The organism is Salipaludibacillus sp. CUR1 (genome assembly GCF_021028955.1).
Taxonomy (GTDB): Bacteria; Bacillota; Bacilli; order Bacillales; family Salisediminibacteriaceae; genus Salipaludibacillus.
Genome location: NZ_JAIWPE010000057.1, coordinates 1 through 22,950 on the forward strand (window position 1 = coordinate 1; position 22,950 = coordinate 22,950).

General features: G+C 39.9%; 25 protein-coding genes. 7 read left to right on the forward strand and 18 right to left on the reverse strand.

All coding sequences use genetic code 11. From position 1 onward, the window contains the following. Window positions 1-723: 723 nt before the first annotated feature. The gene (locus tag K8O68_RS11345) at window positions 724-1,620 is read right to left on the reverse strand and encodes a molybdopterin-binding domain-containing protein (protein ID WP_230897006.1); all 897 of its coding nucleotides are present in this window, start codon (window positions 1,618-1,620) and stop codon (window positions 724-726) included. A gap of 242 nt (window positions 1,621-1,862) precedes the next feature. Here K8O68_RS11345 and K8O68_RS11350 point away from each other — a divergent pair, with 242 nt between their 5' ends. Beyond that, window positions 1,863-2,453 (forward strand): biotin transporter BioY, encoded by a 591-nt coding sequence (locus K8O68_RS11350; RefSeq protein WP_230897007.1) that lies wholly within the window; start codon window positions 1,863-1,865, stop codon window positions 2,451-2,453. A gap of 73 nt (window positions 2,454-2,526) precedes the next feature. Here K8O68_RS11350 and K8O68_RS11355 read toward each other — a convergent pair whose 3' ends face one another. The 4 genes from K8O68_RS11355 to K8O68_RS11370 all read right to left on the reverse strand — a co-directional run bounded on the left by K8O68_RS11355 (window position 2,527) and on the right by K8O68_RS11370 (window position 7,088). Next, entirely contained in the window at window positions 2,527-3,870 is a 1,344-nt protein-coding gene (locus K8O68_RS11355; protein WP_230897008.1) for a Na+/H+ antiporter family protein, read from the reverse strand. A 170-nt stretch (window positions 3,871-4,040) separates the two neighbouring features. Further along, window positions 4,041-5,144, reverse strand: coding sequence for a DctP family TRAP transporter solute-binding subunit (locus tag K8O68_RS11360; RefSeq protein ID WP_230897009.1), 1,104 nt, complete (start codon window positions 5,142-5,144; stop codon window positions 4,041-4,043). Between the two features lie 53 nt (window positions 5,145-5,197). Beyond that, window positions 5,198-6,469, reverse strand: a complete 1,272-nt coding sequence (locus K8O68_RS11365; RefSeq protein ID WP_230897010.1) for a TRAP transporter large permease — start codon at window positions 6,467-6,469, stop codon at window positions 5,198-5,200. A 55-nt stretch (window positions 6,470-6,524) separates the two neighbouring features. Then, window positions 6,525-7,088, reverse strand: a complete 564-nt coding sequence (locus tag K8O68_RS11370; RefSeq protein WP_230897011.1) for a TRAP transporter small permease — start codon at window positions 7,086-7,088, stop codon at window positions 6,525-6,527. A gap of 747 nt (window positions 7,089-7,835) precedes the next feature. On the opposite strand from K8O68_RS11370, the gene K8O68_RS11375 reads away from it, so the two are divergent. Next, window positions 7,836-8,312, forward strand: a complete 477-nt coding sequence (locus tag K8O68_RS11375) for a divergent PAP2 family protein (RefSeq protein ID WP_230897012.1) — start codon at window positions 7,836-7,838, stop codon at window positions 8,310-8,312. A 45-nt stretch (window positions 8,313-8,357) separates the two neighbouring features. On the opposite strand, the gene K8O68_RS11380 is transcribed toward K8O68_RS11375, so the two are convergent. The 4 genes from K8O68_RS11380 to K8O68_RS11395 form a co-directional block, all read right to left on the reverse strand. Further along, on the reverse strand, window positions 8,358-9,035 hold the full coding sequence (locus K8O68_RS11380) for a 3D domain-containing protein (protein ID WP_230897013.1): 678 nt from the start codon (window positions 9,033-9,035) through the stop codon (window positions 8,358-8,360). An 84-nt stretch (window positions 9,036-9,119) separates the two neighbouring features. Beyond that, a complete protein-coding gene (locus K8O68_RS11385; RefSeq protein ID WP_230897014.1) occupies window positions 9,120-9,440 on the reverse strand; it encodes a YuiB family protein in 321 nt (106 codons plus the stop codon). 204 nt (window positions 9,441-9,644) lie between these two features. After that, entirely contained in the window at window positions 9,645-9,773 is a 129-nt protein-coding gene (locus K8O68_RS11390) for a YuiA family protein (RefSeq protein WP_230897015.1), read from the reverse strand. Window positions 9,774-10,029: 256 nt separating this feature from the next. After that, window positions 10,030-11,238 (reverse strand): NAD(P)/FAD-dependent oxidoreductase, encoded by a 1,209-nt coding sequence (locus K8O68_RS11395; RefSeq protein WP_230897016.1) that lies wholly within the window; start codon window positions 11,236-11,238, stop codon window positions 10,030-10,032. Between the two features lie 440 nt (window positions 11,239-11,678). On the opposite strand from K8O68_RS11395, the gene K8O68_RS11400 reads away from it, so the two are divergent. Then, window positions 11,679-12,674 (forward strand): NAD(P)/FAD-dependent oxidoreductase, encoded by a 996-nt coding sequence (locus K8O68_RS11400; RefSeq protein WP_230897017.1) that lies wholly within the window; start codon window positions 11,679-11,681, stop codon window positions 12,672-12,674. A 491-nt stretch (window positions 12,675-13,165) separates the two neighbouring features. Here the strand turns inward: K8O68_RS11400 and K8O68_RS11405 are convergent, their stop codons facing one another. Further along, window positions 13,166-13,516, reverse strand: coding sequence for a HesB/IscA family protein (locus K8O68_RS11405; protein ID WP_230897018.1), 351 nt, complete (start codon window positions 13,514-13,516; stop codon window positions 13,166-13,168). Window positions 13,517-13,783: 267 nt separating this feature from the next. Between K8O68_RS11405 and mqnE the strand changes: the two genes are divergently transcribed. Further along, window positions 13,784-14,878 (forward strand): aminofutalosine synthase MqnE, encoded by a 1,095-nt coding sequence (mqnE, locus tag K8O68_RS11410; RefSeq protein ID WP_230897019.1) that lies wholly within the window; start codon window positions 13,784-13,786, stop codon window positions 14,876-14,878. A 116-nt stretch (window positions 14,879-14,994) separates the two neighbouring features. Here the strand turns inward: mqnE and K8O68_RS11415 are convergent, their stop codons facing one another. Both K8O68_RS11415 and K8O68_RS11420 read right to left on the reverse strand, forming a co-directional pair. Continuing rightward, window positions 14,995-15,231, reverse strand: coding sequence for a hypothetical protein (locus K8O68_RS11415; RefSeq protein WP_230897020.1), 237 nt, complete (start codon window positions 15,229-15,231; stop codon window positions 14,995-14,997). A gap of 132 nt (window positions 15,232-15,363) precedes the next feature. Next, a complete protein-coding gene (locus K8O68_RS11420; RefSeq protein WP_093055351.1) occupies window positions 15,364-15,600 on the reverse strand; it encodes a YuzB family protein in 237 nt (78 codons plus the stop codon). A 256-nt stretch (window positions 15,601-15,856) separates the two neighbouring features. Between K8O68_RS11420 and K8O68_RS11425 the strand changes: the two genes are divergently transcribed. Further along, window positions 15,857-16,930, forward strand: a complete 1,074-nt coding sequence (locus tag K8O68_RS11425; protein ID WP_230897021.1) for an NAD(P)/FAD-dependent oxidoreductase — start codon at window positions 15,857-15,859, stop codon at window positions 16,928-16,930. Window positions 16,931-16,986: 56 nt separating this feature from the next. On the opposite strand, the gene K8O68_RS11430 is transcribed toward K8O68_RS11425, so the two are convergent. Next, entirely contained in the window at window positions 16,987-17,301 is a 315-nt protein-coding gene (locus K8O68_RS11430) for a YuzD family protein (RefSeq protein WP_342740480.1), read from the reverse strand. Window positions 17,302-17,464: 163 nt separating this feature from the next. Between K8O68_RS11430 and K8O68_RS11435 the strand changes: the two genes are divergently transcribed. Next, window positions 17,465-17,701, forward strand: a complete 237-nt coding sequence (locus K8O68_RS11435) for a NifU family protein (protein ID WP_093055345.1) — start codon at window positions 17,465-17,467, stop codon at window positions 17,699-17,701. Between the two features lie 52 nt (window positions 17,702-17,753). Here K8O68_RS11435 and K8O68_RS11440 read toward each other — a convergent pair whose 3' ends face one another. Continuing rightward, window positions 17,754-18,728: a 2-hydroxyacid dehydrogenase gene (locus K8O68_RS11440; protein ID WP_230897022.1), complete on the reverse strand. Its 975-nt coding sequence runs from the start codon at window positions 18,726-18,728 to the stop codon at window positions 17,754-17,756. Between the two features lie 85 nt (window positions 18,729-18,813). Then, a complete protein-coding gene (yutH, locus tag K8O68_RS11445; protein ID WP_230897023.1) occupies window positions 18,814-19,863 on the reverse strand; it encodes a spore coat putative kinase YutH in 1,050 nt (349 codons plus the stop codon). 135 nt (window positions 19,864-19,998) lie between these two features. Between yutH and K8O68_RS11450 the strand changes: the two genes are divergently transcribed. After that, window positions 19,999-20,493 (forward strand): phosphatidylglycerophosphatase A family protein, encoded by a 495-nt coding sequence (locus tag K8O68_RS11450; protein WP_230897024.1) that lies wholly within the window; start codon window positions 19,999-20,001, stop codon window positions 20,491-20,493. A gap of 235 nt (window positions 20,494-20,728) precedes the next feature. Here the strand turns inward: K8O68_RS11450 and K8O68_RS11455 are convergent, their stop codons facing one another. The 3 genes from K8O68_RS11455 to K8O68_RS11465 form a co-directional block, all read right to left on the reverse strand. After that, window positions 20,729-21,499 carry a TIGR01457 family HAD-type hydrolase gene (locus K8O68_RS11455; RefSeq protein ID WP_230897025.1) on the reverse strand — a complete coding sequence of 257 codons (771 nt, stop codon included), beginning with the start codon at window positions 21,497-21,499 and terminating at the stop codon, window positions 20,729-20,731. A 69-nt stretch (window positions 21,500-21,568) separates the two neighbouring features. Beyond that, window positions 21,569-22,210, reverse strand: a complete 642-nt coding sequence (locus K8O68_RS11460) for a helix-turn-helix transcriptional regulator (RefSeq protein ID WP_230897026.1) — start codon at window positions 22,208-22,210, stop codon at window positions 21,569-21,571. 126 nt (window positions 22,211-22,336) lie between these two features. Next, entirely contained in the window at window positions 22,337-22,783 is a 447-nt protein-coding gene (locus K8O68_RS11465; RefSeq protein WP_230897027.1) for a DUF86 domain-containing protein, read from the reverse strand. Between the last annotated feature and the right edge of the window lie 167 nt (window positions 22,784-22,950).

The following is a 22,950-nucleotide window of genomic DNA, read 5'->3' on the forward strand; positions in this document are numbered from 1 at the left end:
GGATCAAACTCTCCATAAAAGAGTTCGATGTCTCTGACATCAAAATAAAAATAATTCATTGACGGGATATTTAAATATCCCTCTTCGCTTGGCTTTTTGTTTAGTTTTCAAAGGTCAAAAAATGTTGTTTTTGTCGTTTTTTAGCGACTTTTTAATCATAACATTTCATCATTCCGCCGTCAACAACTTTTTTAATGTTTTTTGCCGGCTTGGTTGCCGCCCTCAACGGCGACAAGTAATAATATATCAAAATAACAATCGGGATGCAATAGTTTTTTTGATTTTTTTATATTTTTTAATTTTTTCCCTTTGCGACTTGATCTATTATATTGACCTTTTCTCAATAGGTCAATAGCAAATATATATTTTTAAGTAAGAAACTTTAAGCGCTCGAATAGAAGCTTATCGCCCGGACGGAAGCTATAAAGCTTTGTTGTATTCTACTCCTTTCACGATCACTCTTTTATAAGGTTAAAATAGAGGCTAAGCAACCCACAGGCATAAGAGCAACATAAGTAACAGGAACTTCAGCTAACTACGCCGCAGCTGATGAAAAGCCCCTGGGCAGGCTTCCACCTGACAGTTATTAAAAGACATCCGAACAACATAGTGTCCGGATGTCTTTCAAAAATCTATTCTTTTATCTCAGTCTCTTCCAGCATCTCAAATATATTCGATTCCATTCTAATTAGTTCTTGATAACTCTTTCCCGTTTTAGTCTCATCACTCATAGTGGTCCCAGGAAGGAAGAGGATCGACATCAAAATAATCAGCAAAATCCCAGTCATAAAAAGAGACTAAACTTTTCTTTAAACCAGATGGTAAATTAAAATTTTCGGCGCTCCTTTTATTCTCTGATAAAAATAATTCAGATTTTGGAATAAGTTTATAGGGATAGCTCCCCTCCTTTGGAATAACCGCAAAAGCTTTTTCAAAAGGATCCTGTTCATAGGAAACAGGGATTTTAATATTTTCTTTTTCATTTAATTGAGCAGCAGGAAGTAAACAGATTGAGCGTATGGATTGAATTGTCCTCTCGTCTGATCTTTCGGATAAAGCCAGCCAGTGATAAGGGCGGAAGCCAGACTGGAAAATATTATAAATTGCAGTGATCTCTTTCTTAGTTAAGCCTGTTATTTCTTTCACTCTTTCTAAATTATAAGTTTTTATCATTTCTTTAAAAGTAAAGAAAGGTTTATCATGTTCACTGACAAAAGCAGGAATCAGCCCTTTTCTGTTGAATACTTCATTCATATATCCTAAAGCAAGAGCACCTTCCGTATGTTTCTTAATAAAGTATTCATGAACACCCGGTTCTCCAAAGCTGCTGTTTACGCCGCAATTAATAAGATGGATAGTCTTGCTGTTCTTTCGCCAGACGTTTACCTTATTTTGAAGGGATTTAGAAAAGGATTGATCACTGTACCATATAATTATATTCTGCGCTTCATGCACAGGCATAATTGAAGAGTTTTCAGGATAAATAGCCTGAAGAATTTTTTCCGGCAACAACTCTGGTTTCAAATTCTTATTATCTATCATGTCACTGGATGTCATTTCTTTTAAGGAATAATGCTGCACTTCTTCAACGAGATGATTGTTTTTCATTTGAGTAATCATCACGGCCTCCTTTCAGGACTTTCTGTACCTTTAGTATTAAGCAATTAATGAATAGGTATTCATTTGTTAATTATATTAGCACATATTTTCGCGTTGAAACGGAGATGAAATGACAAGTATGTGAAAACTTTAACTTTCCCGATTGTTAACTATTAAAATAATACGTTGACATTAAACATTAGCCTTCGTATGATAATGTTAACCATATTTTGATAAAAGTTAACATTACAAGGGGGATGTTTATGTCAGACAAAAAGCAATTTCAAATAGTGGATTTAACAAAAGGGGCCGTATTTATCGCACTAATGGCAATAGGGGCAAACTTAGCCGCTTTTATACCACTCGGTCCTGTGCCATTAACTTTCCAAACAGTGGTAGCTATATTAGCCGGTATATTACTGGGAAAAAAATTAGGCGCTTTTTCCATGATCGGGTATTTATTAGTAGGGTTTATAGGGGTTCCTGTTCTTGCAGGCTTTAGCGGCGGTTTTCATGTTATTGCATCTCCAACTCTAGGCTTTTTGATTTCTTTTGTAGTTCTTGCCTTTGCAGCCGGCGCTATAATTGAGAAATCTCCAAGGCCTACATTGCTGACATTTTTTATGGCAAGTTATGCAGGGCTGATTATTAACTATCTTATCGGCGTTCCTTATTTATACTTCCATAGTAACTTCATTCTAGGTTTAGACGGGGTACAGCTGCTTCCTATAGCGGCAGGTATGACCCCATTCTTTATTAAAGATTTAGTTTTGGCGACCTTCACTGCTATACTTGCTCCACAACTGCTGAAAGCAGTTAACCGTCAACCTCATCAGATGAAAGCCGCTTCTTAATACATCAAAAAGAGTGAATGCCGCTTATAAAGCAGGCATTCACTCTTTTGTAGTGAGGAGAAAACTCGTATATCTATAAAATCATCGCTGCGATCCAGCCGAAAATTATTAATGGGATATTAAAATGAAGGAATGTCGGTACACAAGTGTCCCAAATATGATTATGCTGGCTGTCTGCATTCAGTCCTGCTGACGGTCCAAGGGTACTGTCTGAGGCAGGTGACCCTGCATCCCCTAAAGCCCCGGCAGTCCCAATCAAAGCTATTGTAGCCATTGGTGATAAACCGATAGCGGCAGCAAGAGGAACATAGATTGCCGCAATAATAGGAATAGTAGCAAACGATGAACCGATCCCCATTGTGATAAATAAACCAATTATAAGCATTAAAATCGCTGCCAGACCGTGATTATTCCCGATCCATCCTGAAGTGGCTTCCACAAGCAAGTCCACATGACCTGTTTCCCTGATTACTTCAGCAAAACCTCCAGCAGCAATCATGACAAACCCTATAAATGCCAGCATTTTCATCCCATTTGTTAACAATTGCTCGGATTGGGAAATGCTAAGCTTCTTCCTGACATGAAGGTAGCCGAAATACAGGTATAAAATAATTAATCCTGTCAGGGCTCCAAATATCATAGAATCCGTCATCAACTGAGAGTAAAGAACAACTATAATTGCAAGTAAGCCTACAGCTATTCCCGCACCTGTATAATCATATTGATCTGACTCTTCCGCAGCAGTCAGCTCTACGTCTTCGTAATTTCGTTCTTTACGGTAAGTAACAAAAATGGCAACCAGCAAACCAAGAAGCATTCCTGCTACAGGAAGCATAAGCGCCTGCGGAATCATTGCCATCTCAACCTGCATACCACTCTCTTCCATGTTCGTTGCAACAATATCATGAAATATTAAACCGTATCCTGCTGGAATAAGAATGTAAGGAGCTTTCAATCCGAACGTTAAAGCTGTCGCGGCAGCCCGGCGGTCCATTCTTAGTTCGTTAAAGACTTTAAGCAGGGGTGGAATAAAAATAGGTATAAAAGCAATATGGACAGGAACGAGATTTTGAGAAAATGAAGCAATAATCGTGATAATAAACAAAAGTAAAACTTTGGTCAACGTTTTTTTCCGGGCTTCACCTTCGCGTCCCACAATTTTTATTGCAGCTTTCACCATAAGATTAGGCAAGCCAGTATAACTGATCCCCACAGCAAAAGCACCGAGCATCGCATAACTTAGTGCGACAGTTACATTAGAGTCCAGTCCGCCAGTAAAAATTTCAATTGTCTCTGTAATGGAAAAACCAGCGGCAAGCCCTCCGGCCATTGCACCAGTGATGAGTGCAATAACGACATGGATTCTCATTAAACTTAAACCGATCATAACTAATACAGCTATAATGACAGCATTCATTGTTTTATCCCCTTTAATTCTTTATTACTTTATTATGATAAATCGATAACGTGAAAACAGTTATTAATTTAACACCATTCAATACTGCTGTCAATTCAGTTTTGTAAATTAATTATTTTAGAAACCAATAAAAAAACCGGGAAAAAATCCCGGCTTTTGCGATATCTTAATTAGTTGCCCTGAGCTTCTTCAATTTCGTCAATGAGCATGTCAAGAATCATTTCAGCGTCGTCTCCGCCGTTTTCACGGAAGTAGTCGCGAGCTTCACCAGCAAGCTCACGGAACTCGTCACGCTCTTCTTCAGTAAGCTCAATAACTTCTGTAGGTGTATCTGTTGCTTCTTCAATCAGTTCAAGAGCAGCATCATTTTGTTCTTGTTGAATGTCAAATCCTCTGTCTCTCATTTCTTCAATTGCTTCATCAACAATATTTTGAGTCGCCTCATCTAATCCCTCATAGAAATCAGGGTTTACTGTGGTCATAGTCACATACATATTGTGGTTTGAAATAGTCAGGTAGTCCTGTACTTCATGGAAGTTGGCATCTTCGATAAAGAATAATGGGTTTTCCTGACCCTCAACTGCTCCCTGCTGCAGGCCAGTGTATAATTCACCCCAGCTCATGGCAGTCGGGTTAGCTCCATAAGCTTCATAAGAACGAAGAATTAAAGGAGATTCCTGTGTTCTCATTTGGAAGCCCTGGAAATCATCCGGAGTCTGTAAAGGAGAGTTTCCAGTCCACTGCATAGCTCCTTCTGTCCAGAATGCCAACGGCATAATACCTTGATCTTCATATTTTTCGGCTAAATGAGTATTGATTGCTTCACTCTCATTTAATACTTGCTGGTTTAACTCCTGGTCATCATCGAAAAGGAATTGGAGAGCAAAAATATTTCCTTCAGGGACCAGTGTACCGGTAAAACCTGGCGAAATAATTGCAAATTCAACAATTCCCTGTTGAAGCTGCTCTACCTGGTCTACCTCACTGCCCAGCTCACCAAAGCCGTAAACATCAATAGTAATCTGTCCATCAGATTTTTCATTGACGAGTTCTGCAAATTCTTCAGCATATACCATTTGAACCTGGCCTTCTGTTTCTTCAGTAACAAAACGCCATTCCTGAGCCTCTACCTGTTCTCCTCCATTGTTGCCGTTGCCATCAGGGTCATTATCTCCTCCGGCGTTGTTTCCATTTTCATTGTTATCCCCACCGCAAGCAGCAAGAACAAGTCCCAGTGACATGACACTGGCCAATAGACCTTTTTTCTTAATCATATGTTTATACCCCCAAATTTTTTATTTTAAAGACCTGCACCCTTATTGGAAACTTAGAAAAGCTTCAGTAAAAAGAGTGAGATGTCTTCAAAAACAATAACTAAAACTGAAACGATAAGAAGCATTACAATATACGGCGGCGTGCCCCGTATAACATCAAGATATGATTTATTAAACACCGCACTGGCCGTAAATATATCGACTCCAAACGGCGGCGTAGCAGATCCAAGTGCCGCCTGGAATACAATGACGACTCCGAGATGAACCGGGTCGATCCCTGCTGTTTCTGCAACAGGGGCAAATATAGGCGTAAGTATCAAAATCACGACAATAGGGTCAACAAACATACAGCCTACAAAGAAGAATACCGCCACAATAAATAACACATAAAGAGCTGTCGGATCAGTACCCATAACTGCATCTGTCAGCATTCTTGGAATTCTGGCAAAAGAGATTACCCAGGAAAAAGCCTGGCCCCCCGCCACCAGAACGAATACGGCAGAAGTTACGATCCCTGAGGATAACGCAATTCCTGGGATCTGGGATAATTTCAGCGACCTGAAAATAAATACTTCAAGAATTAAGGCGTACAAAACAGAAACCCCGGCCGCTTCAGTTGGTGTAAACTGTCCTGTATAAATACCGCCGATAATAATAAATGGAAACCCTAACGGAAGCAAAGCTTTGATCGTTACATCTTTACGTTCTTTCCATGACATTTTAGGCGCCAATGGTATGTTGTGTATTTTCGCGTGAATATAAGCATATGTTGCAAAAAATAAAAATATAAGTACACCAGGTCCAATACCTGCGATAAACAGATCACCAACAGAGGCATTCGATACCAAAGCATAGATGATCATCCCGATACTTGGCGGAATAAGAAGCGCGACATCACTTGAATTAATAATAAGTGCAATAGCGCTGGAATCTTTATAACCGACTTTTAATAATCTTTCCCGCATCGGTTTACCGATTGCTACCACTGTCGCCTGGGTGGAACCGGAAATTGATCCGAAGAGTGTACAGGCGGCAGCCGTGGTTATAGCATATCCTCCCCTCAGGTGCCCTACAAAAGATCCTACAAAATCAAGAAGCTTGCGGGACGTTCTCCCAGAGGTCATTATATCTGCGGCAAAAATAAATAAAGGCACCGCAATAAGTACATATGATGAAATTCCTTCTACCATCTGCTGAACCATGATGGTCGGGTCCATGTCCATAAAGAAAAATAGCATAACAAGCGGCCCGGCAATTAAAGGAATCATCATTGGAAAACCCATTAAGAGCAAAATAATCATAATGCCAAGTAGTGTCCAAACCATAGCAGATTCCTCTCAGTCTAATTTTTTTACGTCTTATAAATATTAAAATTTATTATTACTGTTCATCATAATCCTTTTTATCTTCCGCCAAATAGACTTCTTTATTAGCAATATTCATCCACATATTTCTTAAAAACTGGATACCGCCAATAAAACAGCCTACAGGAATGGCTACAACCATAAGCCAGAAAGGAAATTCCAAAGCTGCTGTCGTTCTGCCTGTTTCATAAATGCCGTAAGTATAAATAGCAGCATAGTAACTGACTATAAAAAGAACCAAAGCTGTTATGAGAGGATTTATAATCGATAATGCTTTCTTTACCGGTTTAGGAGATAAATCAAAGAACGCCGACATACTTATATGCCGCCCTTTTCTGGCTGCATAACTAATCCCCATGAAGCTGGCTACAATAACTGCAAGCCGGCTGATTTCTGCTGCGAAATGCCAGCTCGAACCGGTAATCATCCGGGTAAGCACATTTCCAACGGTCATAACTGAAATAACAATAATAGACCAGCTTAGAATAAATTTTTCCACTGTATGCAAAGTGGCATCAAGGAACTTAAAAACTTTGTTCTGTTTTTTCTTAGATGAACTTTTTGCCTGAGTATTTTCCAATCTTACTCTCCCCCCTTTTGTTGTTTAAAAGTTATCCCTATTGTAAAATAAGTATTTTTATAAAAGCTTTGTAATAAATCAACTTAGTATTAGAAGAAATCGGCACGCCAGCGGGAAAAGCAATGAGTGAATCTCTCATGAATAAACTGCGAGATACTTCGACGCACAGGATACCACCTTGAGTAACCTGAAATCAGCATAATATTAAAAATGATGTTTTATTAATAAAACTATTTTAAAACCCTTTCCTTTTTTAAGGACAAAGACGGCTATTAAATAGCTTATAGCAATCCTACTTTATTCACAAAACGGATAGTCTGACATATACCTCAAAATAAACCAATGAACAAGGCTCACCTTGTATAACATTAAGACAATGCCATTATTCTCTGCAAACCTCGCTATAAAAGCCAATTTCGCACAGTTGAGGTTGATATACTATATACCCCGCCCGTAAACTAATTAAACATTCTTTTAGATTTTTGCGGTTTTTTCCCATATTTAATCTGATAAATAGTCCTGTTTAGGTCATTTTTTATGATTATAATCTTTCTCGTATAAATCCTCAACAGCTTATATGAATGTTGAACTATAAAGCAGTTTTATTAACATCCAGCTGACCGGGTTATTAAGCTCCGTTTACATTTATTAATGAAAGGGAAAATATGTGGTATAATAAAGCTCCCCTTAACTTAGAAATTATTTTTGCACTCATAGAGTTTACTGAAGAAAGGATATCAAAAACATATGGAAGTATTTCATAATTTTCCTTTATGGGCTGCTCTTTTTACGATTGGTTTCGCCCAGTTCATTAAAGTTCCGCTTCATTTTATTGCTTCACGCAAGTTTGACTGGACCCTTCTTACAAGTACAGGAGGAATGCCAAGTTCCCACTCAGGTGCCGTAACTGCTCTTGCTACGGCAATAGCATTGGAATATGGATTAGACTCCTCTCTTTTTGCCATCTCTGCAATTTTAGGGATTATCGTGATGTTCGATGCCACTGGAGTGCGCCGTCATGCCGGAGAACAGGCTACCGTTGTAAACCGTCTGGTAACAGACTTTAACAAAGCGGTAGCTGAAATGAAGCACTGGCCTGAAAAAAAGGAACAGGAAAAACGAAAAGAACTAAAAGAATTGCTCGGGCATCAGCCGATTGAAGTATTTTTTGGCGGACTCCTCGGGATTATCCTCGCCATCGCTATGCATGCCCTAATTTATTAATTGCCAAAAAAGTTGCTGACGATTTACCGTCCAGCAACTTTTTCTTTATGAAGCCTGGAGGGAAGTAAACTCTTCTCTGTAAGTTTGAACTTCCTCAGCCTCATTCAATCTCTTTATATCTTCGTCTGTTATATATCCATTACCTTCTTCAATTACAAAAACTTCTACTGATTTTTTCCCCCATAGATCATAGACGTCTTTTACTGTATCGAAATATAAATCAATCTTATCTCCTTTAATGGCAGAACCGGTGTCTGCTACAACCCCGTAGCCGTAACCGGGTATAAATAAAATTGTACCCAGAGGAAAAACTTCCGGGTCTGCTGCAATCGTTGAATACAAATCTCTTTTAACTTTAGCGCCTGAATAAGTAATGCCGTATTCGGGATGGTCTTCCGTTTTTCCGGTAGACTCATAGCCCGCTGTATAACCGGTAGCTACGACTTCCTTAACAGGGTAATTTGACCAGTCTTCCGCATCGTCTATTGTTACAGGGCTGGATTCCATTTGTAAAGTCCTTGGACTGTCTGCTTCAAGCGACACTAATTCATCTGCCATCCCATGATGGCTTTCTTCAACTGCAGGAACGGCTCTGTAATCGTTCCACCACTCCAGCAGATCGTCAGCTTTAATATTTGAAATATGCGAATAGGTCGTAAAAAGCGCTCCAGCAAACAGTACAGTGAGGGCTAACCGTTGTATTTGTGTTTTGACGAAAGCCATGAGTCACACACCTTTCATCATTTAAGGATGCCCTTAACCTTAAAAGACTATACAAAAAACTCCCCTTTTTTTCTAAAAGGAGAGTTAAAACATCTGATAACCTCTATTCCTTAACATACGGTTGGCTACCCCGGACAGCACTGCTCCGACCATGCCGGCTATCAAAATGATAATATCGGCAGTGGTGAGCGCTATCAGGTTTTCTGCCAGCGAGGAAAAAGACTGTGAGGGATTGGTAAAATAGCTGAAAAATCCTGATTGGTCAACTATAAAGAAAATAACGACAGGGTAAATAACAGCCATTGTCCAAGTAGAACGCAGCAGCATATTCAGAATAAACCCTATTCCAAAAAATAGCACAAAATATAATAAAATGGCAATAATTAATTGCGGCAAATTTAACAAGTGGTTCACCCCCATAAGATCAAACTTTAGTTTACTTAATTCTTATAAGAACGTCAATCATCTTTTCTCCGCTTGCATGTCTTAATTACCAGCTTATAAATGTTTAGCGGTTCTGCTCTGCCTGAATCTGTTTAAGCAAAAAAAAACTTCCAGAGCGGCTCTGGAAGTTTAAATTCAGCAAATTATAATCATTTTATACTTTTATCAGTGTTTTCTGCCTGATCCTTGGCAGTGAAAGCACGTTTCAGAGCCACCCAACAGCAGCTGGAAATACCCTTTCCCAGTACAATAAGGGCAATCGGTTAACTTTAATTTCTTCTTGGAAAACGCCATGATGACTCCCCCTTTAATTTAATTATAGTATTCAGAACTTTCAGATAACAATATCAGAAAAAATCCATTTTGAAAACTGTTAAATTACCTGACAATCCTTCGTGTAAGCGTAAACAAGTTGTTTTCACTCTGTATTTCTTCTATTATGATATATTTCCTGTCTATTTTAATTTTTTGCTTTTAAACGATAAAGCAATAAAGAAACAGAACAATAAAACTCACCGGAACAGCTATTGTCCGGTGAGTTGTGGCACTTTTAAAAAATGTTTAATTTTCCTTTTTTAAGGACTAGCGGCATACCTCCAAGAAGGAAAAGGTAACGGTTATCAATGATTTTCTTTACAGCTGAAGCCGAGTTGCCGTATAGCTTTCTGTCTCCTACTTTACCGATCGCTTCTTTTCCGCCAAGAGAAGCTACTGTACCTTTGATGTCAGGCTTGAACTCTTCCATGTCTGTTTTACCAGCCAGCAGCGCTTTCAGATTATTGGCGCATGTGTAAGCCTGCTGAATTGCAATTTGTGCGGTAGGAGGATAAGGTCTGTTAATTTCCTCATTAATAATGAGTGCGCAGTCACCGATAATGAAGACATCATCATATCCTGGGGCTCTCAGATCTTTTTCGACCTTTACACGGCCCCGCATAGCTTCAAATCCAGACTTTTCGATAACAGGGTTACCGCGTACCCCAGTCGTCCAGACAATTGTCTGAGATTTGATCTCTTCTCCGTCAGCAAGAAGAACTGCCCCGTCTTGCACTTCTTTTATAGGAGTGTTAATTTTGAATTCAACCCCTCTGCTTTCAAGCAGATTCATTGCATATTCCACAAGCTCTTCGTCAAATCCCGGAAGAGCTGTCGGAGCTGCTTCCACAGAATAAAGCTTTACTTTTTCCCTTGCAATATCATATTCTTCACAAAGCTCAGGGATGCGCTCAGATAATTCCCCAACAAACTCGATGCCGGTAAAGCCTGCACCGGCTACCACGAATGTCAGCAGATCATCATGTTTTTCTTCCTGCTTATTATAATTGGCAAACATATATTCAATATGCTCGCGAATTAAACGAACAGAGTTGACACTGCGGATTGAAAAAGCATGTTCTTTAACACCCGGGATTCCGAAGGTTTCAGGTTCAGACCCGAGACCAATCACGAGATAGTCGTAGTCCAGTTCCCCTTTTTCCAGGATCACTTTCTTTTCATCCTTTTTAATCTCAGCCACTGAGTCTTTAATAAACTGAATTTTGTTAGTATCAATCACCTTGTCAATCTTCATCCGGGTTCTGTCATGATGCAGCGTTCCTGCGGCCGGCTCATGCAGCCATGTGGTCTGGTAATGATAATTATGCTTATTGACTAATGTAATATCAGCATCCTGATAAGCATTCGCCTTTTGAAGCCTTGAAGCTGTCATCATTCCGCCATAACCAGCACCTAAAATCACTATTTTGGGCTTTTTGTTCATTCTTCTCACTCCAGTCTTAATCTTAATCTCCATTTTTCCCGTTTAACCACAATGTCAACCTCTTTTTCACCAGAGACACTTTGTGATAAAATTCACGTACCAAGATATAAAAAAATTATTTTATAAAAGATTGCAGATAATCCTATCAGCACGGAGACTATGTTGTATTCCCTATATCATCATATGGGTTAAGTGAAGAATTTTCAACTATTTTTCGACGATTTTTCGAACTTTTTTAGAGAAACGTTGCAATTAATTTCATTTTGTATCTCCTTAATACTATTATAATGTTTTTTAACTTAAAAAGCTTCTATAAAGTATTATTTTAAGAATTTTTTGATTAATTTGATTTATTAAAGTGGGGGTCTTTCTTTCCTGCCGGTTAAAGATTATAATGTATAAAGGAACAACTGTCTAATATAAGTGTGGAGGTGTGAGGTTTGTCAAAAGAGAGAGAAGTATACGATATTACAATTATCGGGGGAGGCCCTGTCGGCTTATTCACAGCTTTTTACGGAGGTTTACGGCAGGCAAAAGTTAAAATTATTGAAGCAATGCCTCAGTTAGGGGGACAATTATCAGCGCTGTATCCTGAGAAGTACATATATGATGTCGCTGGGTTCCCGAAAGTGAGGGCACAGGAATTAGTAGACAATCTTGAAGAGCAAGCCAAACAGTTTGACCCAACGGTTGTGTTGGAGCAGGCGGTTGAAAATGTTGAAAAGGGAGATGACAACATTTTCACGTTAACGACTGAAAAAGAAAAGCATTATACTAAAACGGTGATAATTACAGCAGGGGTTGGAGCATTTAAGCCCCGCCGATTAGATATTGAAGGTGCTGAACAGTTTGAGGGTAAAAACCTTCATTACTTCGTAAGCGACTTGACTAAGTTTGCAGGAGACCGCGTTGTTTTAGCCGGGGGAGGCGACTCAGCTGTTGACTGGACTCTGATGCTTGAGGACATAGCCGAAGAAATTACAATTGTTCACCGGAGAAATAAGTTCCGTGCCCACGAGCACAGTGTTGAACAGCTAATGAATTCTGATAAAATAAATGTCCGTACACCTTTTGTAGTTAACGAATTACACCATGACGGCGATAAAATAACAGCCGTTACACTAAAAGAAAAGAACGGTGAAAAAACACATAAAGTAGATATTGATACTTTAATTGTTAACTATGGATTTATTTCTAACCTGGGGCCGATTAAAGAATGGGGTCTGGAAATCGAAAAAAATTCAATTAAGGTCAATTCAAATATGGAAACTAACATCGAAGGTATTTATGCCTGCGGGGATATCGCGACTTATGAAGGTAAAGTAAAACTGATTGCGTGTGGATTTGGTGAAGCACCTACCGCTATTAACAAAGCCAAAGTTTACATTGATCCAACGGCCAGCGCCACAGCCGGTCACAGTTCCAGCCTATTTTAAAACGGCTGTCCAGAAGAATGAAACATCAGACAGTTGTTTCCAGAGAGAGTTTTATCTGGTAAACGAGACTATACAGACCGGAGCATGCGATTGCATGCTCCGGTTTTTTGTATAAAAGAGGCCGGGCCAAAACTAAAGACAAGTTTGTAAAATACGAACAATATTTTTTATTAGACATCTTATAACATGGGTACTTTTAGTTTTACCACATATTAAATAGCCTCAGCTTTTTTATTGAAGGCCAGAAGGCGGCGACGCCCGAAGGAGTAAGCGCAGTCTGAAGATCCAATTCAACGAAGCTCCCGGCTAAGTTAAATTTAGCTGAAGACAAGCCCCTGGGCAAGCGTCCGCTGGCGGACTGAAATTACTGCTATTACTATTTATCAGAGCTAATTTTGTTAAGTAAAAAAGCGAAAAACCGAACAAAAATCATAAGATTTGTTCGGCTTTCTTTATAATGACTATTCTTTTGTCCTGGCCTCTTTAGATAATTAGCAATCTTCAGGTGTACCCGCATTCGTGGCAGTACGGAATGAGGAACCGCACCCGCAATTTGCAATGGCATTGGGATTATCAATGGTAAATCCGCCGCCCATCATATTCTGTTTATAATCGATCTTAACGCCTTCAAGCATTGGGATATTTTCTTTTTCTACTACAACATCAATGCCTTCAATTTCCAGCTTTTTGTCTTCATCGCCCGCTTCTTCAGCAAAGCCCATAACATAAGACAGACCGCTGCAGCCTCCGCCTTGAACTCCAATACGCAGATACTTTGCCTCTTCTTCATCAGCCATCATCTGTTTAACCTGGCTTGCTGCGGCTTCAGTAATTGTTAACATGTGTCAAACCCTCCTGTCTCTGTGAATCTTATATCCATTATAACGGCTATTAATGTGACCTTCAAGAAACCGGATTGTAATTAGTGTTCTGCCCACTTTCTTCAAAAAACCTGTAAATGGCCTTCTGAATTTATTTTTGGCAAGCTTGTCAAAATGATGGTAAGATAAAAGGAGTTTCGGGAAACGAAATGGGCTTATGCTCCTTTTTAAAACTATTTAATCACATATAGTCAGACTATTAACACTTTTACAAAGGCGGGGATTGAAATGAGTTCGGTTTTGCTAGACCAGAATCTCGAAGAAATTAAACAGAAAGTAATGAACGGTGAACGGCTGACGATAGAAGATGGCCTGAAGCTTTATGAAACAACAGATTACCTCACCGTCGCCCAGCTTGCTAATCAGGTGAATGAAAATAAAAACGGTAAAAATGTTTACTTTATTCAGAATATGTATATTAACCCTACAAATGTGTGTGAAGCCAGCTGCGGCTTTTGCGGTTTCAAACGTAAGCCTGGTGAAGAAGGCGCGTATACAATGAATGAAGAAGAGTTATTGAAATATGTGGAAGAGCGCTGGAATGATAATATCCGTGAATTCCATATTGTCGGCGGCCATAATACAGACGTTCCTTTTGATTACTACTTAGATACGATCCGCACGCTGAAAAAGCATTACCCTCAGTGCACGGTAAAAGCATATACAGGAGCTGAAATTGAGTTTTTTGCCCGACACGCGGGTTTAACCATGAAAGAAGTTATGGAAGAGCTAATTAAGGCCGGGCTGGACACGCTCCCTGGCGGCGGTGCAGAAATACTGACGGAACGTTACCGGGCTAAGATGAGCCCTGACAAGGCTTCAACTTACGAATGGCTTGAAGCTCACGAAATCGCCCATGACCTTGGTTTAAAAACACATGCTACTATGCTTTATGGTTCAATTGAATCAAAAGAGGAGCGGTTAATCCATATGGACCGGCTAAGACAGCTTCAGGATAAAACAAACGGCTTTATGGTTTTCATTCCTTTAGCTATGCAGCCGAGAAGTGTCAATGCCGGGCTGAAAAGACGGACTTCTGCTTATGATGATTTGCGTACGATTGCCATCAGCAGGCTGATGCTTGATAACTTTGACCACATTAAAGCCTACTGGATCAATATTGGACCGCAATTAACACAGATGGCTCTTTCATTCGGAAGTTCCGATATTCATGGGACGCTGATCGAAGAGCGTATTTCCCACTCTGTCGGTGCGTTAACTTCTCAAGGCTTAACTCGTGAGGAACTGATTCATCTGATAAAAGGCGCCGACAAGAAGCCAGTCGAGCGTGACACTTTCTACAATGTGATTAAAGAGTATTAAAAGTAAAACCGAAGCTGCGCGTGAAGGCGTGACTTCGGTTTTTTGTATGTTTGTCTGTTGGTGAAGTCCGGCTGATCAGGGGTGGTCAAGTAAACTGCTGGATCTTAAACGGGCTGCTACCTGAGCTTCTCACTTGTCCAAAGGTAGTCTTCATCTGCTTCAATGATAATCATTGTTTTTCTGCAGCAAGGCATGTTAACCCTCGCTTTCACCCCTTCTTTAGCTCGTTTCAGGGCCTCTAAAGACATATTTGTCATCACATTATCATTACCGCAATATGGACACGAAGGTAAGTATATATCACCCATCTGAAGGTCATAAGGCCATGTATGGTCAAAAGGTATTGGTTTCATATAATAACTCCCCCGGATTTAATTCTGATTATTTATATGTTAATGGAGACTGCAGAGGAATACAACAAAAACCGATCAGGAACGTATGTTCTCTATTAACAAAACCCGACCTGCAAAGGGCCGGGTTTTACTTTAGAACATTGGGTTTTCTTCTAGATATTTGTAAATGTTTTTGAGGAGTTCCTCATTTGTTTCCCCTGTAACCACTTCTCCGTTCACTAGAGCAAATTTACTTCTTGCGCATTGTCCGCAAAAACTGAGGCAGCCGTATTCCAGCACATCAAGGTCAGGGTCTTTTTCAAGTTCTTCTTTTACTTTTTGCGTACCGCTCGCCAGATTGCTTACACAAAATTCAATAATTGGATTCATTTATATTCACCTCTGGGTATATACAGAAACTTTCCCGTTTATGCTACCTTCCCCATCTGCCATTGTCAACTGCTAAACAGCCCAACAATTATACTAATATATATAAGCGCTTTCATTTTACGTTGTAGAATTCCTGAAAAGCTGATATATTTAAACTGTCACTAATTTGTCATAATATATCGTAGGAAGCAAAGGTAAGCGTTGTCGTTATTTCAGCGGTTTACTCTCCTTTGCACGATTAAAGGGGGTTGATCCCGTGCGAAACCTTGTTATTTTAGGTGGAGGCTACGGAGGGCTTCGGGTAATCCAGAAGCTTTTAAATGAAAAAGATGTCAAAGATGTATCGGTTACATTAATTGAGAAAGAAGCCTATCACAGTTTAAAAACAGAGTTTTATGCTCTTGCGGCAGGAACAGTTGCTGACCGCCACTTACGTATTTCTTTTCCAAACGACGTCCGCCTCGAACTAAAGTTTGAAGTGGTGACGGATATTCATTTAAATGATAATAAGGTGGAACTTCAGTCAGGAGAGTTTATCAACTATGATGATTTAATTATTGGTTTAGGGTGTGAAGATAAACATCATGGGGTGCCAGGCGCTCAGGAAAATACTTTAAGCATCCAAAGTATGCGACGTGCCAGGAAAACCTACCAGGTGCTCCAGAGCGTCAGGCCAAACGGCAGAGTCTGTATTGTAGGTGGAGGACTTAGCGGGGTCGAATTAGCGAGTGAATTACGGGAAAGCAGACCGGACCTTGAAATTATGCTTTTCGACAGAGGAGAAAACATCTTATCTATGTTCCCCGCTAAATTGTACAATTATGTCACCGACTGGTTAGTTGAAAACGATGTGAAAATTATTAATAAAGCTAACATCACCAAGGTCGAGAGACACACTCTTTATAATCATGATGAACCAGTAGAAGCTGACGCTATTATCTGGACTGCAGGGATTCAGGCTAATAAAATTGTCCGAAACCTTGAAAATGTAGAACAGGACCACATGGGGCGGTTACACACTACGAAGTACCACCACCTTCACAATTATGAGAATGTATTTGTAATTGGCGACTGTGCATGCTCCACTCACGCTCCCAGTGCGCAGCTTGCTGAAGCTCAGGCTGAGCGGGTTGCCATGCTATTAAACAAAAAATGGAAGGACGAACCTTACCCTGAAGAAATGCCTAAAATTAAACTTAAAGGAACGTTAGGCTCGTTAGGAAAAAAACACGGTTTTGGCCTGATGGGAGAAAAATCGCTTACTGGCAGAATTCCCCGGGTTCTAAAGTCTGGAGTTTTGTGGATGTACAAGCATCACTCAGGTTCTTGATTTTATGATCTTCCTAATACTTATAAACAAAAAAGTAGCGCCAGCCACTGCCGGAGCTACTTTTTTTGTTCCTGTTCAATTAACCCGTAAATAGCAGATAGCCTAGGATTTCCTTCTCCTGCAACTTCCCCGTTCAGAACGACGAGTGGATAAAAATATTCATCTTCGAGAATTTTTTCAGAAAAAGATCTTTCTTCTTCCGTCTTTGGCTGCTTAATGTCGCAATATTCCACAGTTATCGGATAATCAGGAAATTTACGTGTGATTGCTGCCTCGAGCCATTCTTTTGTTTCAAGGGCACTTGGTAAATGGATACAACTCGCGCATTTCTGCTCTGCGCCATAAACAGTTATATAAACCGGGTTCATCATTCCCACCTCCTGCTATTGTTATTTTATCACATTAGCAGGCGTTAAATGAGATTACCACTATACACACAATGTTCATATTAATTACCGAAAAAATTAACCCCTCCCCATGGATTTTTTCCGTGAAGAATATTATAATAATTGTAAAGAAAGGAGTGTTTAGATTATGGCAACAGAAACAATGGAAGCCCAAGTGCAAGAAGTGCTCGATAAATTGCGTCCGTTTTTACTTCGTGATGGAGGGGACGTTGAACTTGTAGATATTGAAGACGGCGTGGTTAAAGTTCGTCTTATGGGAGCTTGCGGTTCATGCCCAAGTTCAACAATTACTTTAAAAGCAGGTATTGAGCGTGCTTTGTTGGAAGAGGTTCCAGGAGTAACAGAATTAGAACAAGTATTCTAATTTTCTTTAAACACAAAGGAGTTGCAGATATCTGCAACTCCTTTTTTTATGATCAGACATCTTCGTTTACAAGGGCTTCAGGCGTGTCCCCTTTTAATACGCTGGCAATATTCCGGCTTACTAACGCTGCCATTTCATGGCGGGTTTCTGCACTCGCACTTCCAATGTGAGGAAGTGCTACAACATTTGTTAGACTTAACAGCGGATGATCAGCTGGGATCGGCTCTTTACGGAACACATCGAGCCCTGCAGCAGCAATAGTTTCTTCTTTTAACGCCCTTTCCAAATCCTCTTCAACGACCACCCCTCCTCTTGAAGCATTCACAAAGACAGCCGATGATTTCATTTTATTAAAGACGTCATACGTAAATAAATCTTTCGTTTCTTTCGTTAATGGCGCAAGACATACGACATAATCAGAACGCTCAATTAATTCTTCAAAAGGTACATAAGAAGCGCCTAATTCTTCTTCAGCCTCTTTTTTTCTTGAACGATTATGGTAAAGAATCTCCATTTCAAAACCTGTTGCCCGTTTAGCTACAGCAGTTCCTATCCTTCCCATACCAACAATCCCGATTGTTTTATGATGGATATCTGTTCCTGCTAATAACAGCGGTGCCCAGTTCTGCCATTTGCCGTCTTTCACGTATTCTGCTGCTTCAACAATTCTTCTTCCGGCAGCCATAAGCAGTGCAAACGCCAAATCTGCAGTTGTATCGGTCAGGACATCCGGCGTGTTACATACCGATATTCCTTTTTCTGTTGCCTTTTCAACATTAATGTTATCAAAGCCGACAGCAAGATTAGCCACTACTTTTAAATGAGGAGAATTATCTAATAATTCGTCATCAATTTGATCAGAAAGCATGGTATATAACCCTGAAGCTTTCTTCGCTTTTTCCAACAGGACTTCTCTTGGGACGGGTTCCTCTGCTTTCGGCCACATTTCCACTTCTGCTACTTCCTGGAGAGCAGTCAGACTTTCTTCCGGTACTTTGCGTGTTACATAAACATAAGGTTTTGACATAATAAATAATGGCCCCTTTCATGATTGTTAGCGCATACAGTACAAGTATATACGTCAGGTGACCGTATCATCAATCAAAGAGCCATTACTTCTTATTTGATAACCATTCAGGAAGCACAAAAATATTTTTACTATCTGGAAATAACGATGCCACAAAGCGGATAGTGTGCTCGTATTCCTCTGCTCCTGTAAACAGAAGGCTTAAATCTTCTTCCAGTACAGCTTTTCGTTCATCATCAACTGTCCGGTAATACTCTTCAACAAGCTCGAAATAATGAACTGGAAAAGCGAGCCTGGCAATTAAGAGCTGAAAGTCTACACCGTCAAAAGGTTTAATAGTCTGGTACCTGTGCAAAAAACGCTCTATCCTTTTCGTTTTTTTATTAAAAGAGCCTGGTTCTGCAGTTAGATGCCTGATATATTCAGTTGTATCTCTTGTAAAATGATCATAAGTAAAATCCGATGGTACTTTTACTGCCCCTACATGGCGCTCATCCACTGTCAGCCAGCACCCTTCATGAAACCGCTGGTGACAAATGGTGTTTCCCTTACCTTCTCTGATTAAAAACGGGTTATTCGTCTGGATCGTATTCATCATTTGAACAGCATTTTCAGTTACTCCTAAAAAATATGGAAAGCTTAACAGAAACCATTCATCCCCTGGTGTTTTGTAGGGATCTTTCTGTTTTTTCACATACCAGTTTTCCAATTGATCCAGCCTCTTTATCCACCGGTCCTGCCACGCATACCATGTGCCATTCCATACAGAGTGTGAGGCCTCAAAGGCTTCCCCCTTAAGATGAAATCTTGCAAGCTTTCTCCCGGCGGATTGATCTGTTTGGAATCGCTCCTGTGAAAGATCGCTGGTAATATCGTAAATAATGGCGCTTTCTCCATCTATAACTGATATATAGCTTTCTCGCTGAGAAAGAACGGGCCTTGCAATATGAGGCTCACCATTATAAATTAAATACTCTGCCATAAGCATTTGTTCCTCAATTTTTTTAGCTGGCAAATGGCCGCTGTTTCTTAATAAATAACTTTTTCCGTCAGCATTTATAACCGCATCTTCCCCTATAAATGAAACCTGCTCCACGCTTATCCTGTAATTCTCATATAACTGCCGCTCCAACATCGATCCCGCTCCTTTTCGTACGCCTTCTGTCTTCAGTTTATGAGTGAAACGCCCAAATCGTGCCTTAAGGGGGAATATCTTTAGACCCGGTGAATACACTAATCGAAACAAATAAGATAGGAGCAGGTGGAAACCATGATGAAAAAGCAGAAAGGTTTAATTGAGGACACTGCTAAAAATTGGCTTTCGGACCGCGGAGTCTCACTTCGGGACATTGGGGAATTGGTTTATACTCTCCAGAAATCCTACTACCCTACACTTACTATAGAAGACTGTCTGGAAAACGTGGAAAGAGTATTATCAAAGAGAGAAGTGCATAATGCCATACTCACAGGAATCCAAATCGACAGGCTGGCTGAGGAAGGAAAACTGGAACCGCCTCTTCAGGGAATAATTGAAAGAGATGAAGGCCTTTACGGAATCGATGAGATAATCGCCTTATCTATTGTCAATGTCTACGGGTCGATCGGTTTTACTAATTACGGTTATATTGATAAGGAAAAGCCGGGAATTTTAAAAAAATTAAATGATAAGAATAACGGCTGCCATACTTTCTTAGATGATATTGTCGGAGCAATTGCTGCAGCTGCTTCAAGCCGGCTCGCACACAGAGAGGCAGGAGAATATTAAATTTATTTTAAGAGAACCTCTTTAACACGTTGAAAAAACCATTTTCGTTTATTTTAAATTATAATAAAGATAAGAAAGACCTTCTCACCCAATTGAGAGAAGGTCTTTTCTGAATTTGCAAACGAGAGAAACGGACGGTAACCCTCAGACAGTTCCTCGTGGCTCTCTGCGGACTTTCCGTAAAGTGAGTGCAACTCCAGCGCTTAACCATGTCGCTGCGGAGACTTCTCTCCTTTTAAATTTTCCAGTCCCACTCATCCAATGTATGAATGGCATAGGTTGGCTGGATTTTCTCTTCAGCCAGCTGCTCAACTGAAGTCACACCGGTATGGACAATAAGCGTATCCATTTTAGCATTGATCCCAGCCATAATATCTGTCTGGTAATTGTCCCCAACCATTAACGTCTCATTTCGTTCAGTCCCCAACACGGCCAGCGCCTGATCAACAATCACCGACTCAGGTTTACCAATAAACTTTGGAGTGACGCCTGTAGAGACGTGAACCACCGAAGTTAAAGACCCGTTACCAGGCATAAGTCCACGTTCTGTCGGTATAGCTACATCGCCGTTTGTTGAGAGGAAAGCCGCCCCATCTCTTACAGCAAGGCAGGCTACAGCCAGTTTCTCATAATTTATCTGCCGGTCAATTCCCATCACGACTGCTTCAATTTCTTTATCTGTTAAGTTAAGTCCTTGTTTAACTAAAGCGTCTTCCAGTCCTCTCTCCCCAATCATATAGACGTTTACTTTCCCGTACGCCTGTTCAATGAATTGGGCAGTCGCCATGCTCGTCGTGAAGACGTGTTCCTCTGTCGCCGGTATATCCATGGATACCAGTTTTTCAGCCACTTCCTTAGGGGTTCGTGAAGAGTTGTTTGTTACAAAAAGATACGGAAGATCTTTTTTCTCTAACTGTTTAACGAAACGGGATGCTGCATCGATTTTTTCTTCTCCACGGTACATAGTCCCGTCTAAATCAATTAAATATCCTTTATATTTACCCATGTGAATCCTCCTCAATGTCTTTCATAAATCTCCAAAAAAAGAAGCGCCACTCAGGAGAGAGTGGCGTGTTTAAAAGCCTTCTGACTGTTTGATTTTATAATAGCAGTGCTGCTCCTGTCCAGCAGACATACATCTCTCGCATTGAATATCGCCTGTTTCAAGCAGCTCTTTAAACAGCTGCATCTCAGCGGCACATACGACAGGAAATTCTTTTGCTACAGCAGCAATCGGGCAATTAAACTGTTTAAACGTATAACTTCCGTCCGGTTCCTGGTTCACTTCTGCCATAAATCCTTGTTCGTTTTGTATTTTCTGCAGCTCCAGTACCTTGCTTTGGAAGTCTTTTAGAAACATTCTTTTTTCAAATCGGAGTTTCAGCTTATCCTTCCGGTGATCAAACAACTCTTTTACTTTAGCCAATCCTTCTTTTTCCTGAATCGTCCTCAGCAAATCAATCGTCAGCTCCCCATAATTTCTGGGAAACAGCTCTTGACCGGAGGTGGAAAGCTGATAAACATTTGTCGGCCTTCCCATTGCCTGCCTTAATAAAGTCGTCTCAACTACATTATCTCTCTCTAAAGTGTTCAGATGCCTTCTGACAGCCATTTCTGTGATGGAAAGCTCTTTTGCAATGGTTGATACTGTCATTTGTTTCTTCTTTTTTAATAAGCTTAATATTTGGTCCCTTGTTGAGGTGGTCTTCGTCGCCATTTACCTCACCATCCTTCATCCTTATTTTAACGAAGGTTACCGTGACAGTAAATTTAATAAGTATAAAGTTTGAAAAATTGACTTAATCTCTCCATAATTTGTTCACTTTTTCACAAACTTTCACTTTTAATCTTTTTGAGGCAAAAAGGCAGACACTGGCCCCAATTCATTTTCCAGATATTTACGTATTTTTCCCGGGAAATTAATTAATGCCTCCGACTTGTTTTTAAAATCGTCATACATACCGGTAACATTTATAGTTGTATAATTTTGAAGAAGTTCTTTTCTCCAGGGAATAAGAGCTTCCAGGGCATCTGCTTCCTCTTTTGATAAAACTTTTTCATCAGCCAGGATATGAATAATATCTTCATAACTTCCCGGGTCTCTCATAATAAACCCATCAATCATCTGATTGCCTACGTCCATAATTACTTCAATCATCATATGGCATATTCGTTCAACAGCTAATCTGGTTTCCGCTGTATCAGTGGATTTTATTTTACTAAAGTCTCCCATTATTTCCTCATAATAATTCAATCTTTTTTCCATCAGCTTCCGGTCTACAAAATACATATGCTCAACTCCTTTAAAAAATAAAAAGTATGACACATTGAAAGGGTTTACTTTTAAAAACGAGTGTCAAATTTAAAAATATGATTTATTTTATATGCTTTTTTTGTTATTATGATGAAGGATTTATCGACGATATACTTATTATAACCCGAATCAAACAACTATTG